The organism is Thalassospira sp. A40-3 (assembly GCF_015871485.1).
Classification (GTDB): Bacteria; Pseudomonadota; Alphaproteobacteria; order Rhodospirillales; family Thalassospiraceae; genus Thalassospira; species Thalassospira tepidiphila.
Genome location: NZ_CP065428.1, coordinates 3,472,255 through 3,486,827 on the forward strand (window position 1 = coordinate 3,472,255; position 14,573 = coordinate 3,486,827).

The 14,573-nt window shown below is 56.5% G+C and carries 12 protein-coding genes; 2 read left to right on the forward strand and 10 right to left on the reverse strand.

The annotated features are described in order from the left end of the window. Positions 1-50: 50 nt before the first annotated feature. Entirely contained in the window at positions 51-1,427 is a 1,377-nt protein-coding gene (locus tag IT893_RS15960; RefSeq protein WP_197145920.1) for a pentapeptide repeat-containing protein, read from the forward strand. Here the strand turns inward: IT893_RS15960 and IT893_RS15965 are convergent. The 9 genes from IT893_RS15965 to IT893_RS16005 form a co-directional block, all read right to left on the reverse strand. Beyond that, positions 1,424-1,939 (reverse strand): GNAT family N-acetyltransferase, encoded by a 516-nt coding sequence (locus IT893_RS15965; RefSeq protein WP_197145922.1) that lies wholly within the window; start codon positions 1,937-1,939, stop codon positions 1,424-1,426. The two genes, IT893_RS15960 and IT893_RS15965, sit on opposite strands and share 4 nt — an antisense overlap. 8 nt (positions 1,940-1,947) lie before the next feature. Next, positions 1,948-3,909 carry a DNA mismatch repair endonuclease MutL gene (gene mutL / locus IT893_RS15970; RefSeq protein ID WP_197145924.1) on the reverse strand — a complete coding sequence of 654 codons (1,962 nt, stop codon included), beginning with the start codon at positions 3,907-3,909 and terminating at the stop codon, positions 1,948-1,950. A gap of 110 nt (positions 3,910-4,019) precedes the next feature. After that, positions 4,020-5,351 carry a pitrilysin family protein gene (locus IT893_RS15975; protein ID WP_197145926.1) on the reverse strand — a complete coding sequence of 444 codons (1,332 nt, stop codon included), beginning with the start codon at positions 5,349-5,351 and terminating at the stop codon, positions 4,020-4,022. 1 nt (position 5,352) lies between these two features. Continuing rightward, positions 5,353-6,747 (reverse strand): pitrilysin family protein, encoded by a 1,395-nt coding sequence (locus tag IT893_RS15980; protein WP_252723980.1) that lies wholly within the window; start codon positions 6,745-6,747, stop codon positions 5,353-5,355. 206 nt (positions 6,748-6,953) lie between these two features. After that, positions 6,954-7,535 carry a DUF3035 domain-containing protein gene (locus IT893_RS15985; RefSeq protein ID WP_063088643.1) on the reverse strand — a complete coding sequence of 194 codons (582 nt, stop codon included), beginning with the start codon at positions 7,533-7,535 and terminating at the stop codon, positions 6,954-6,956. A gap of 50 nt (positions 7,536-7,585) precedes the next feature. Then, the gene (gene lspA / locus IT893_RS15990; RefSeq protein ID WP_064787433.1) at positions 7,586-8,059 is read right to left on the reverse strand and encodes a signal peptidase II; all 474 of its coding nucleotides are present in this window, start codon (positions 8,057-8,059) and stop codon (positions 7,586-7,588) included. Between the two features lie 66 nt (positions 8,060-8,125). After that, the gene (gene ileS / locus IT893_RS15995) at positions 8,126-10,963 is read right to left on the reverse strand and encodes an isoleucine--tRNA ligase (RefSeq protein WP_197145930.1); all 2,838 of its coding nucleotides are present in this window, start codon (positions 10,961-10,963) and stop codon (positions 8,126-8,128) included. 109 nt (positions 10,964-11,072) lie between these two features. Beyond that, positions 11,073-12,029 carry a bifunctional riboflavin kinase/FAD synthetase gene (locus IT893_RS16000; protein WP_064787435.1) on the reverse strand — a complete coding sequence of 319 codons (957 nt, stop codon included), beginning with the start codon at positions 12,027-12,029 and terminating at the stop codon, positions 11,073-11,075. Between the two features lie 130 nt (positions 12,030-12,159). Next, complete coding sequence (locus IT893_RS16005; protein ID WP_063088640.1) at positions 12,160-12,597, reverse strand: MaoC family dehydratase; 438 nt, start codon at positions 12,595-12,597, stop codon at positions 12,160-12,162. Between the two features lie 243 nt (positions 12,598-12,840). Between IT893_RS16005 and IT893_RS16010 the strand changes: the two genes are divergently transcribed. Beyond that, complete coding sequence (locus tag IT893_RS16010) at positions 12,841-13,632, forward strand: class I SAM-dependent methyltransferase (protein ID WP_197145932.1); 792 nt, start codon at positions 12,841-12,843, stop codon at positions 13,630-13,632. On the opposite strand, the gene IT893_RS16015 is transcribed toward IT893_RS16010, so the two are convergent. Then, complete coding sequence (locus IT893_RS16015; protein ID WP_197145934.1) at positions 13,633-14,424, reverse strand: sterol desaturase family protein; 792 nt, start codon at positions 14,422-14,424, stop codon at positions 13,633-13,635. Positions 14,425-14,573: the final 149 nt, after the last annotated feature.

Sequence of the window (14,573 nt, forward strand, 5' to 3'; positions counted from 1 at the left end):
CAACGGGACCCGATCCCAAAAACGCGTAAGCAAAGGGAATACCGCCGATCATGGCGAGCCATGCCAACAAGAAAAAGACAATCCTGTATGCGGATTACAGCGAACGGAACATCAGTGCCGCACGGGCAGCCGTTGAGCATTTTGGCTTTGGCAAATTCGTTGACTGTGACGACCGCGAACGCACCGTCGAACTGGTTGCCGAGCTTAAGCCGGATCTGGTTCTGATTGGTCTTTATCTTGATGGCATGCGCGGCATTTCGACCATCCGCGCCATTCGTGACGCCGCCACGAGTGGAAATCCCCATGGCGGTATCGTCCCGATCCTGCTCGGCGCGCCGAAACTGGATCGCCGCGGTATGCGCGATGCGGTCGACGCCGGGATCGAAGGCGTTTTTCGCCAACCGATTGATCCCGAACGCCTGACCAAGATCATTGAGACGGTCCTGAAAAAACCACGCCGGTTCGTACTGGAAGAAAATTATTTTGGCCCGGCACGGCCACAGGACCTTGCCAAAATGGCGGCTTCAGGTGCCGCCAGTCCGACCGCAAAGCCAAAAAATCCGACGGCAACAGTCCCCGAAAACACCGAGACTTCCGAAACATCGGAAAACGATGGTGCCGGACCGAAAACACAAACAAAGCCCGCCAAACCGTCGCCTGCCATTGGTATGACGACAAATCTCGACATCGACGATAGCCGACCACGCCTGAACGGGGCCGGTCAGACATTTGGTGATGGCGAGCTTGTTGGTGTTCCGAGTACGCGTGACAAACGCACGAGTGCACAGAACATAGAGGCGCTGCAATCTGCCAAAGAGGTCCTGCCTGCCACTGTTGCCAGTGACGAAACCAAGCCGTCCGATGCCGCTGATGAACCGATTGAGGCCGAGGATGACACCACGACAGAAGACGAGGAACTCGTCGAGATTGACCTGCACGCGGCGTTGATCAGTCACAAGCTTTGGGTTGATACCGGCGGACGCGAGGGGTCGGTGATGTCCATCGAACATGCCGACCTGCGCGAGGCCGAGCTGGAAGGCATTGATCTTAGCCGGTGTGGATTGCCGTTTGCCAGCTTCCATCGTGCCAATTGCAAGGATGCGGTTTTGCGCCGGTGCAACCTGGTTGCCGCCGACTTTGGTGAAAGCAATCTGGATAACGCCAACTTGGCGGCAAGCCGCCTTTCAGGCGCACGGTTTAGCAAGGCGATGATGCGCAATACGGTATTTTTGGGATCGGACTTGTCCAACGCCAATTTCCGGGGCCTCAAGATGGTCAATTGTGATCTGAGCGGCACCAATCTGGCCGGAACCGATTTCCGCGATGCGGATCTAAGTGGCACGCGCGGTCTGTTTGCCGAGCAGATCCAGCGGGCACGTGTCAACGCCAATACGCGCCTGCCCCACGGCCTGAAACTGCGCGATTAGTCGAGATCACAGACCATATGCAGGCTGGGAAAACGGAAGTCCGGCGCAAAAGGCGCTTCGAAATCACCGATCACCCGAAAGCCAAGTGATTCATAAAACCGTCTGGCTGTGAGTGTTAAATAGCATTCAAAGCGCGTGACATTTTCAGACGCCTTGGCGTCACGCACGCAGCGATCAAACAGCATGCTGGCAATGCCCTTGCGCGCGTGATCGGGATCGACGGCGAAGTGCCGGACATGGGCCAGCCCCGGTTGAACATCCCCCTCCCGGCTTCCGGGCCGAACCGCTGTCCAGCCGCCCGCGCCGACAACGTCACCGGCCTCTGTCCTGGCGATGTAATAGGTGCCCGAACTTAATAGCTCGGGCTTGGCAAAGGTTAGAAACGGCATGGCGCGTTCAAGAATTTCCGGCGCATAGTCAGGGGCCAGAAACGTCGCATAGGACCGCGCAAACAAGGCACGGATGGCCGGGGCATCGTCAAGGGTCGCGATATGAAGCGTGATCGCCGCCATCTGTTTTCCTACCTGCGGCCAAACATCTTTTCGATGTCGTTAAGCTTGAGCTCGACATAGGTCGGGCGGCCATGGTTGCATTGCCCGGAATGCGGGGTGGCTTCCATCTGGCGCAAAAGGGCGTTCATTTCATCGGCATTCAACTTACGGCCCGAACGCACAGAACCATGGCATGCCATGGTGGCGCAGACATACATCAGCCTGTCTTTTAGCGCCATGCCCTGCCCCAGTTCGGCAATTTCATCGGCCATGTCGCGCACCAGCGCGCTGACATCAACCTTGCCCAACATGGCGGGCACTTCGCGGACAACAATCGCCCCCGGGCCAAACGGCTCGATCACCAGACCCAGTTCGGCAAATTCCTCTGCCCGGTCGGCAATACGATCAGCGGACGCTTCATCGAGTTCGACGACCTCAGGCAACAACAATCCCTGTCGCTTCACGCCGCTTTCGGCCAGATCGGCCTTCATGCGTTCATAGACAATGCGTTCGTGTGCGGCGTGCTGATCGACAATGACCAGACCATCGCGGGTCTGGGCGATGATGTAGTTTGCATGCACCTGCCCGCGGGCCGCCCCCAGCGGATGATCAACAAACTTGCCTTCATCGGCGATGTTATCAATACGCGCGGACGGTCCAGCGGCATCGTAGCCACCCGAAAGGGCTGCCGCCGCGGCCGCCGCAAAACCGCCCTCGCCGCCCGCGATGTTAGCGCTACCACCCGATCCGCCAAATTCGCGCCCGCGATCAAACAGGCCGCCATAGTTTCCGGGGTTTTCCATCGGCGCTTGGGCAGCGTAATTACGTTCAATCGCCGCATGGCCCGGTATGTTTGGTTGATAATGTCCGATGTTAAATCCGCTGCCGCCGCCGCTTCGTGCGCCACCACCATACGGAAGTGAGGGACCCTCACCTTCGCGGCGTACCGCTCCCAAGGCCATGTCGGCCACCGTGGTCGAGGCCCGATGCCCCGCCCCGGCCAAGGCATGTTTAAGTGCGCCGACGATCAAGCCACGCACCATGCCCGGATCACGGAACCGGACCTCCGTCTTGCCGGGATGGACGTTGACGTCGACATCGCGCGGGGAAAGTTCAAAGAACAGCGCCAGTAACGGATGGCGATCACGTGCGAGGAAATCCTGATAGGCGCCGCGCACTGCGCCCTGCAGCAGCCGGTCCTTGACCGGGCGGCCATTGACAAACATGAACTGCATCTGGGCATTGCCACGGTTGAGTGTCGGCACCCCGGCATAACCGGTCAGGCGGATGCCTTCGCGCTCTGCCTCGATCTGAAGGGCGTTATCCTGAAATTCGCGGCCCATGACAGCTCCCAGCCGTTTCAGACGGGCATCAAACAGATCGCCTTCGCAGGCCGGGTAATTCAGGATCGTTTTGTTGTTATCACCACTGAGTGTAAAGCCGACATCCGGGCGCGCCATGGCCAGACGGTCCATGATCTCGCGCGCATACATTTGTTCGGTCCGCGCGGTTTTCAGGAACTTCAGGCGCGCTGGTGTGGCATAGAAAAGATCGCGCACCTCAACCCGCGTGCCATAGGGATGGGCAGCCGGTTCCGGTGCACCCTTGGCCCCGCCTTCCACCGCCAGCGTCCAGGCATTTTCGGAGCCGCGCACCCGGCTGGTCAGGCGCATGCGCGACACTGACCCGATGGATGGCAAGGCTTCGCCGCGAAAGCCCATGAAGCCAATATTGAAAAGATCATCATCGGGCAGCTTGGATGTCGCATGACGTTCGACGGCCAGTGCCAGTTCGTCCGGCGTCATGCCCTTGCCATCGTCAGTGACAGACAGCAACGTCCGACCGCCATCGCGCAGATTGACATCCACCTTGGTCGCCCCGGCATCCAACGCGTTTTCCACCAGTTCCTTAAGCGCGGCCGCAGGACGTTCGACCACCTCACCGGCGGCAATCTGGTTGATCAGGTTCTGTGGCAGGACGCGCAGGGTCATGAAGGCGGTGCTCGTGATGTTTGTCTTGGTTGTGATGAACCTATCAAAGCGCAAAGCGCGGCGAAATCCCTTTCACCGCGCTTTGCAACTTTTCCGATGTGGTTCTGCGATCAGAAGGCCAGATCACCTTCCGGCTTGCCAACCACTGTGACCGTGACATTGGCCGGGTCCATCAGACTTGCTGCCACCCGGTTGACGTCATCAAGCGTGACGGCATTGACCATGTCATTGCGACGATCAAGGAAGTCCATACCAAGGTCTTCCTTTTGCATGCCGACCAGCATGCCCGACAGGTTGCCAAGGCTGGTAAAGCGCAGCGGGAAGGCCCCGGTGAGGTAGGCCTTGGCATTATCAAGTTCTTCCTGGGTAATGCCGTCCTGCTTCATCTTGGTCCATTCGGTGCTGATCAGCGACAGGCTTTGACCAATCGCGTCATTGCGCGTGGCAACCCCGCCCATCATCATGTCGGCATGGTCAAGATTGGCAAGGTAGCTGTAAACGCCATAAGCCAATCCACGCTTTTCACGGACTTCCTCGGTCAGGCGTGACGAGAAGCCACCACCGCCAAGGATGTAATTCATCACATAGGCCGCATAGAAATCCGGATCCTGACGTTCGATGCCCTTCTGGCCCCAGATCGCCTGACTTTGCGGGATGTCCTGTTCGATCACATCGATATCGCCATAGGTCGGTGTGACATCAGCGATCTTGGGCAGGTCGCTTTTTGCGGGCAACGCGCCAAAGGCCTCATCGAGCAGCGGACCAAGTTCTTCGGCGGTGATATCACCGGCGACGCCCACAATCAGGTTGTCCTTGGCAAAGGCACGGCGCACGAAACCACGAAAATCATTGGCGTTCAAACCGGCCACGGTTTCCAGCGTGCCCGAGACCGGACGCGCATAGGGATGATCGCCAAAGATCGAGGCAAAGAATGTGCGGCTGGCGATATCGCGCGGATCGGTCTCGGCCCGTTTGAGGCCCGAAACAACCTGTGCACGGATACGTTCAACCGCCTCGTCATCAAAGCGCGGCTCGGACAGGGCCAGACGCAACAGATCAATCGCCGTTTCGCGTTCACGCGTTAGCGTGGTCAGTGATCCGGCAAAATCATCGCGCCCGGCATCAAAGGAAAGACCGATGGACCGGTTTTCCATTTCACTGCGGAAGGTCTGGCTGTCCATCGCACCTGCACCTTCGTCAATCAGGCCAGATACCATATTGGCCAAGCCAAGCTTGCCATCCGGATCAGTTGCCGCCCCCGCACCGGTAAAGGCGATATCCATGGTCATCAGCGGGTTCATGTGATCTTCGATCAGCCAGGCGCGAATGCCACCGTCTGAAATCACTTCCTGAACTTCGACCGCCTTTGCCTGTTGCGCAAAGCCAAAGCCAAGCGTTGTCGCAAAGGCCACACCGGCGATCTGTTTAAACAGCTTGTTCATATCAGTGCACTCCTTCGCCAGAGGTGATCGGAAGGGCCGCACCAGCCCCGGTGACCGGGCCACCTTCGGGCGGCATCAGCCAGCCGGTGACAGATTTATTGGCATCAAAGACGCGCTTGGCAGCGTCATTGACCTGATCCACCGTCACGGCCGAAATCCGATCCGGCCAGCTTTCGACCTGATCCACGGTCAAACCGACCGCAAGCGACTGACCGAGCACACGCGCACCGGCCGACAACGAATCACGGGCGAAGACGGCACTATCAAGCAGCTTCTGCTTGGCCCGGTCGAGTTCATCCTGCGTGACACCATCGGCAACGACATTGGCAATTTCGGCCTCGACCGCCTTTTCAAGATCGGCGAGGTCAACATCACCGCGCGGAACGGCATAGACGCCAAAGCTTGCCAGATCGACCGCCACCGGGTCATAGAAGGTCCCAACGCTTGACGCGATTTCCTGATCAACCACAAGCGCCTTGAAGAAGCGGCTGGTGGTGCCCGATCCGATGATTTCGCTGAGCACATCAAGCGGTGCGGCATCAGCCGCATCGGTGTTATAGGACGGTGCCAGGTAATAGCGCGACCAGGATGCCTGACCGACCTGCGGGTCACGCATGGTGACCTTGCGCGGGGCATGCTGAACCGGTTCCTGAACACGGTTGCGGGTCATGTCCTTACCACGCGGGATGACGCCATAATATTTTTCGGCCATCGGCAGCAATTCATCCATCGTAATGTCGCCGGCGACAACCAGAATGGCGTTATTGGGCGCATACCAATCGCGATAGAATTCAAGTGCGTCTTCGGTGGTGAGCTTTTCCATCTCGTGGCGCCAGCCAATGATCGACCGACCGTAGGGATGCGCCATATACAGCGATGCGCGCATCTGTTCACCCAAAAGTGCGCCCGGGCTGGTATCAATGCGCGACCGGCGTTCTTCGATGATCACATCGCGTTCGGGCAGAACCACATCATCTGAAAGTTTCAGATTGGTCATGCGGTCGGCTTCCATCTCCATGACCAGATCAAGCCGGTCACGTGCGATGTTCTGGAAATATCCGGTATAGTCCCAACTGGTGAAGGCGTTGTCATTGCCGCCATTGCGCGCAACGATCTTTGAAAAATCGCCCGGCGCCATATTATCGGTCCCCTTGAACATCAGATGTTCAAGGAAATGGGCAATGCCCGAGACACCTTGGGGCTCGTCGGCCGAGCCGACCTTGTACCAGACCATATGGGTAACGACCGGTGCACGGTGATTTTCCACCAGCACGACCTGCATGCCGTTATCAAGGGTGGCAGTTTGCGGGCTAAACACAGCCGCTCGTGACAAACCGGGCACAAGGGCAAGAGTCAGTGCGACGAGGGCGAGCACAGCCACAGAGCTGCGCGTCATTGATCGGATTGTTCCAGAAATTCTCATTGTGGCGTCCCATTCCAATTCAGGATGGTTATGCAAACGGTGTGTTTCAATGCAGGTACGGCAGAACGCGGCACTTGCATTCAACAGGCATTTCTTAAGAACCGAATATGACAGAACAAGGGCGCGAAACCATCGCGCCCTTGTCTGAATGCATCAACTTGTCGTGTGTTCGGCGAAGCTTAGAAGATGTCTTCCAGCCAGCCTTTCTGTTTGCGTTCGATCACAGGGGTATCGGCACCACCGGCAACATTGTCACCCAATGCCTGCTGATCGCGGATGCGCTTTGCTTCGGCGGCCGGATCGACAACAGTGCCGAATTCCGGCTTTTCCTGCCAGAACAGCAGATCGTCGACGACGCCTTCGCTTTCGGAAATGAAGATCGAGGTTTCACGATCCACCGTGTTGCGAATTTCCGGATCGGCATATTGCGCGCCGGAGGCCGACAGAAGGGCAACCTGCCCCTTGCTGCGCGTACCTTCGGTGATGTCACGTTTTACAACGTTGGGATCTTCACCAACCAGAATACGACGCGCCTGATCGGTGGTCGAACCGGTTTGCGGGCGCGGTGCGCCTGGATCAGGAACACGCAAGGTAAAATCAGGCGGCAGGCTGAGCGGGGCGCGCGAAACAACCGCAAACTCGTCAGGCGACTGTTTGTTCAGGCCAAAGGTTTCACGTGTTGATTCACAACCGGAAACGCCAAGCGCAAGTCCGCCCAGCAATGCAATTTTGAAAATATTGGTCGTCAGTTTCCGGGCCATTTGTGCCTCATTACCACTTCAAAACCGGACCATGTTCGCCCGGCCAAAATTCATCTGGTAGATTTTTTACCGCCAAAAAGGGAATCGATCAACAGTAGCGCCGCACCAACCGTGATTGCACTATCGGCAATATTGAATACCGGCCAGTGATAACCCGCAACATGCAGATCAATGAAGTCGGTCACAGCCCCGTGGCGCAGACGATCAACGAGGTTGCCAATTGCGCCGCCAATGATCATTGCCAGGGCAAAGCGCAGCATGGAATCGCGCGTGCGCCACATCCAGATGCCAAAGCCAATGGTGATGGCAGCGGTCACCGCAATCATCACCCAAGGTGCCTGCCCCTGAAACAGGCCAAACGAAACACCCGGGTTCCAGGCCAGAACAAAGTTCATGAACGGCGTCACTTCGATGACGCGAAGTGGGTTAGACAGACCATCAATGGCAAGCGCCTTGGTCCACTGGTCGACACCAAACACGATTGCAATGACGATCAGACCAAACACAAAGGCACGATGTTTCATCAACACTCTTTCTGACTTGCCGGGATGTGCCCTGCCACCAAAGCAGGGCGTTCCCGAACGCCACCGTTACTCGGCGGCAATTCCCATTTCATCAACGGCATCCGCACAGCGGTTGCAAACGGTTTTATGTTCAGCGTGGCTGCCAACTTCCGGCAGGGTCTGCCAGCAACGTTCGCATTTCTCGCCTTCTGCCAAGGCCGGCACAACACCGACACCGGCAACGTCATCAAGGGTATAGGCACCGTCCGGTGCATCACCCGTGATCAGTTCGATGTCAGATGTAATGGCGATTTCGGCAAGATTAAGGCCAGCCAGGGCTTCGACATAATCAGCGGTCGCATAAACCTTTGGTGCGGCATCAAGGCTGGCACCAATGCGTTTTTCGGCACGTTCAAGTTCAAGCGCACCGGTGACAACACGGCGAAGCTTGCGGATTTTGGCCCATTTGGCGGCCAGCGCATCGTCTTTCCAGCCATCGGAAACCGTGTTGAAGGTTTCCGAGTGAACCGAGCTTTCGGCACCATAGCGCGCACGCCATGCTTCGTCGGCGGTAAAGCACAGAACCGGTGCCAACCAACGAACAAGGCAATCAAACACGCGATCCATGACCGTCCGTGCTGCACGGCGGCGCAGGCTGCTTGGCGCGTCGCAATAAAGCGCGTCCTTGCGGATATCAAGATAGAATGCCGACATATCAAGCGCGCAGAAGTTATGCAGCTCGATAAACATCGAGTGGAAATCGTAGTCCGCGGTCGTCTTGCGCACCATGTCATCAAGGTGGCTCAGACGATGCAGAACCCAGCGTTCGAGTTCCGGCAGTTCGTTATCTGCAACCTTTTCGGACTGGTCAAAGCCATCAAGGTTGCCGAGCAGGAAGCGCAGGGTATTGCGCAGACGACGGTAGATGTCGGAATGGCGCTGAATGATTTCATGGCTGATGCGCAGATCATCATGATAATCCGAGCTCACCACCCACAGACGCAGGATATCTGCACCAAGCTTGTCGATGACATCGTTCGGCGCAATGACGTTGCCGAGCGATTTCGACATCTTGCGGCCTTCGCCATCAAGAACAAAGCCATGGGTCAGAACCGCGTCGTACGGTGCACGACCACGGGTACCGCAAGACTCAAGCAATGAGCTGTGGAACCAGCCGCGATGCTGATCCGATCCTTCGAGGTAAAGATCGGCTGGCCATTTCAGATCCTGACGTTCTTCGAGCACGAAGGCATGGGTCGAACCGGAATCAAACCAGACGTCAAGCACGTCAGTAACCTGTTCGAAATCATCGGCGTTGTATTTGTCGCCAAGGAAATACTGTGCATCACGGGTGAACCACGCATCAGCACCTTCTTCGCAGAAGGCTTCGTAGACGCGATCAAGCACTTCCTGATCACGCAGCGGCTGGCGGGTGCTTTTTTCGATGAACACCGTGATCGGAACGCCCCATGCACGCTGGCGCGATACGCACCAGTCCGGGCGGTTGGCGATCATGGAATGCAGACGGTTACGACCGGCTTCTGGCACAAAGCGGGTTTCATCAATCGCCTTGAGCGCCTTTTCACGCAGGTCATTGTCCTGCATGGAAATGAACCACTGCGGCGTGGTGCGATAGATCACCGGTGCCTTGGAACGCCATGAGCACGGATAGGAGTGCTTGAGGCGGCCACGCGACAGCAGCGCACCAACTTCGATCAGTTTGGCGATGACCGCTTCGTTGGCACCCGCTTCCTTGCCGTTTTCATCATAGATGCGTTCGCCGGCAAACAGCGGCACGGTCTGATAATAAGCCCCGTCACCATCGACCATTTCCGGTACTTCCAGACCGTATTTCAGACCGGTCTGGTAATCGTCCGGGCCGTGGGTCGGTGCGGTATGGACAAAGCCGGTACCGGTATCGGTCGTGACATAGTCAGCTGCGAGAAGCGGCACGTCAAAGTCATAGCCCTGACCGCGGAACGGATGGGCCGAGAGCGTGCCTTCGAGGTCGGCGCCCTTAAAGGTGCCGACAACCTTGTGACCGGTAACGCGACCGTTTTTGCATAGGTCTTCAAGAAGATCGGTACAAACCGCCATCTTCTCGCCAACGGTGGCCCAGGCTTCCTCGGCGGTTTCGGTGACTTCGATGACGGAATATTCGATGTCTTCGCCATATGAAATCGCACGGTTGCCCGGAATGGTCCAAGGGGTCGTGGTCCAGATGACGATGGTCGCGTCTTTAAGCAGATCAACCTTGGTCTCGGTGACCGGGAAGCGGACATAGATCGTTTTGGATGTATGGTCGTGATATTCGACTTCAGCCTCGGCAAGGGCGGTCTTTTCAACCACCGACCACATGACCGGCTTCGAGCCCATATAGAGCGAACCGTTCATCAGGAACTTGCCAAGTTCACGGGCAATAGATGCCTCTGCCTTGTAATCCATGGTGACATAGGGATTGTCCCAGTCGCCCATCACGCCAAGGCGTTTGAATTCTTCGCGCTGAATATCAAGCCATTTCTGGGCAAACTCGCGGCATTCCTTGCGGAATTCGGCAATCGGAACATCGTCCTTGTTCTTGCCCTTGGCACGGTATTGTTCTTCGATCTTCCATTCAATCGGAAGGCCGTGGCAGTCCCAACCCGGAACGTAAACAGCGTTCTTGCCCAGCATCTGCTGGGAACGGGTGATGACGTCTTTAAGGATCTTGTTCAGTGCATGACCAATATGCAGATGGCCGTTGGCATAGGGCGGGCCATCATGCAGGACAAACATTTCACGATCAGCCGAAATACCGCGAATTTTGCCGTAGAGGTCCTCTTTCTTCCACTGCTCGAGCAGGGTCGGCTCCATCTTTGGCAAACCCGCCCGCATCGGGAAATCGGTCTTGGGCAGGATAACGGTTTTCTTGTATTCGACACTCATCGTGACGGTCCTGTCGTCTTGAACAAATTAAAAGGGCGAACCCCCGGAGATCTCGCGAAAAGCTGATCTTGCGAAAAGCGCGCGGATCATAGCGGGTTCGTCAACAAATTCAAATCTTGCCGAGAATATCCTTGGCAGCGATCACATCTGCTGCGATCTGGGCTTTCAGGGCATCAAGCCCATCGAACTTCTTTTCCCCGCGGATAAAGCCGTGCAGACGCACGCGTACCCGCCGGTCATAGATGTCCTGATCAAAGTCAAAAAGGTGCGCTTCAAGCCCGGCATCATCATCGCCGCCAAAGCTTGGCCGCACACCAATATTGGCGACTCCGGGGATCCAGCGTTCGACGGTTTTGCCATCGGTTTTAGAAACCAGTCCAAGCTCGACAGCGTAAACCCCGAATTTCGGGCGCAGGTGATTGCCAAGCGGAACATTGGCCGTCGGGAAGCCGATGGTGCGCCCGCGCGCATCGCCATGGGCGACAACCCCGCCGATCTCCCACGGGCGTCCCAAAAGATGCTTGGCGTCTTCGGGGCGGCCATCACGCAGCGCCTGACGGATCGCAGTCGAGGAATAGACAATCCCGTTATCATGGGTGACAGCGGTCACCGCCGTAACGCCAAAACCGGATTTTTCACCAATCGCGCGCAGCAAATCGACATCGCCAGCCCGGCCCTTGCCGAAACAGAAATCCCAGCCAACCACGACATGTTTGGCGCCAAGACCCGTGACCAGAACACGCTCGATGAATTCTTCGGCGGTCATAGCGGCAAAGTCGCGGTTAAACTCGACTTCATAGAACAGGTCGATATCAATGCTGCCAGCCGCGGTTTCGCGATCCTCGGCCGAGGTCAGACGGAACGGCGGATCATCGGCGCGAAACAGCATGCGCGGATGGGGCTCGAACGTCAGGATCGCAAGCGGCGCACCAAGATCGCGGGCAATTGCGCGGGCCTGATCCAGAAGCGATTGATGCCCCAGATGCAGTCCATCGAAATTGCCGATCGCCACAACAGCGCCGCGCGCATCATCGGTCAGGTTCTCAAAAGATCGAAAAACGCGCATTCGCGCCGGTCTCTCTTTGCTGCGTTCCATGCCTGCCGACCTTTTGTCGGCAAATCCAGCAGGCAGCTATATAGGGCGCAGGCCCGAAGCGTAAAGACTTTTCCGACAAAAAAGCGCAGGCTTTCCGGCATCAGGCGCGTGAAGGCACCATCACGGTTGCCTCGCCCGAGATCACGCAACGATCCCCGACATAGCAGTTGGTTTCCATAATGGCGCGTTTCTTGGCCGGGATCAGTTCACGCACGGTCACACGTGCTGTCACGGTATCGCCGATCCGAACCGGTGCCTTGAATTGCAGGTTCTGGGAAAGATAAATCGTGCCAGGCCCCGGCAGGCGCGTGCCAAGGACCGTCGAAATGAAACCGGCCGACAGCATGCCATGGGCAATGCGGCCTTCGAACATCGTGGTTGCGGCGTAATCCTGATTAAGGTGCACCGGATTGGTGTCACCGGTAATTCCGGCAAACATTACGATGTCGGTTTCGGTTACCGTTTTTCCATAGCTGCCCGACAGCCCGATCTCAAGATCTTCGAAATACAGCCCATGAAGTCCGTCGCGTTCATCCATTTCCTAGAAACCCTATGCCTGTTGCGCGGTCGCTTACATTGCAGATGTCGCGCTTATAATTATTTTGCAATGCAATATTTGTAATTTTATTGCGCATTTTTCGAAATGAGCAATGCCTATTTCGTCGAATGTCTTTTTGATAAGCGCTTGAAATTGTCTGAAACGGGGACATATCAGGGCATGCCCACCTGTGATATCAATGATCTAGGGTCCATAAAAACAAACCTTTGGGAAACGCCCCCGATGAACAACACAATTGCAGACACCTATGAAATTGCCATGGGTCGATGGAGCCGCCGACTGTCGCGCAGCTTCCTTGATTTTGTTGCCGCACCGTCTTGTGGGGCGTTGGTTGATGTTGGATGTGGTACGGGCAGTCTGACCTTGGCGGCCGCCAACCGGTATCCGGATGCGCGGGTTGTCGGCATTGACCTGATCCCCGACTACCTTACAGACGCCCTGCGCGAAGAAGCTTCAAATATCGAATTGAAAACCGGGGATGCGTTGTCGCTGCCGTTCGAGAACAACAGTTTTGATACTGCCTTCTCGCAGTTGTTGATCAATGATCTGGAAGACCCGGAAAAGGCGGTTGCCGAGATGGTCCGCGTCACCAAACCGAACGGAAAAATAGCGGCATCTGTCTGGGACCGTGCGGGCGGGTTGACGTTTATCCGCCTGTTTCTCGATGCCGCGGCCATTCTGGTCGGGGTCGAGGGCGAAAAACTGCGCGAAGAGGTTTTCGACGTCCCCTATCAGGATGAAGATGACCTTTATGATCTTTGGTCGGATGCGGGACTGGGCGATATTGAAACAGCAACCCTTGCGGTGCGCATGGATTTCATCGATTTTGATGACTATTGGCAGTCGCTGATGGGGGCACACAGCCTGATCCGCAATTTCTTTAACCGGCAATATGCCGACACGGCCTATGAAATTCAGCAGGCCACACGTCTGGCGTATCTTGGCGGGAAAACCGACGGGCGGCGGTCGCTTGTGGCATCGGCCATGGCGGTCCGCGGCGTAGTACCAGCGTAATCAGCGACGCCGGAACGGCATCCACAAAACGCCCAGCAAACTTTGGCTGTCCATGTCGCGGAATTCCTTCAGGCCGACCTGCATATCGTGATCATTGACCTTGGTGTGATCGATATAGCTGACAAATATCCGGTCCCAGACGGACAGGATATTGCCGTAATTGCTGTTGGTTTCTTTCATCAAACTTGAATGGTGCACCCGGTGCATATCAGGTGTCACGACCAACAGTCGCAAGGCGCGATCAAGGCTTTTGGGCAGATGCACATTGCCATGATTAAACAGGGCAAAGCCACTTAGCATGCTTTCATAAATCACCACCGCCCATGGATCAGCCCCGATCAGCACGACAAAGGTCGATTTGTAGAGTGCCGATGCGACGATCTCGACCGGATGGAAACGCACGGCGGTCGAGACATCAAATTCTGTATCGCAGTGATGCACCCGGTGAAACCGCCAGAACACCGGCACGATATGGGTCAGGCGATGCTGCCAATAGATCGCACAATCAAGAACAATGATGGTGACCAGCCCGGACAATAATGCAGGCATGCCCAAAAAGTTATTTATCCCCCAACCATTGGCCTGCGCCCAGATGGCGGCGGCAATCATCGCAGCCCCGATGGTGAAACGTGCAAGGGCGGCACTCAGCAACAACAGACCAAAATTGGTCAGCCAGCGCATCGGGCGGCGCACGGCTTCCTTGGGTCGATAAGGGGCCACTGCCTCCCACAAGGCCATGACCGCCAGAATGGCGGCAAAGATACCCAGCCGAAATAATCCGCTCTGATCCATTTCATCCTGCCTTGTGTGATAAGGAGCGCGTATGCGTCACCTTGAACTGATATCGGATATCGCAATGTATAAACAACATCTTGCAGTTCGATATCTCATCACCTTTATGTTAGAGAAAGGTGATTCATACTGAAATGCCAGTGCTTGGC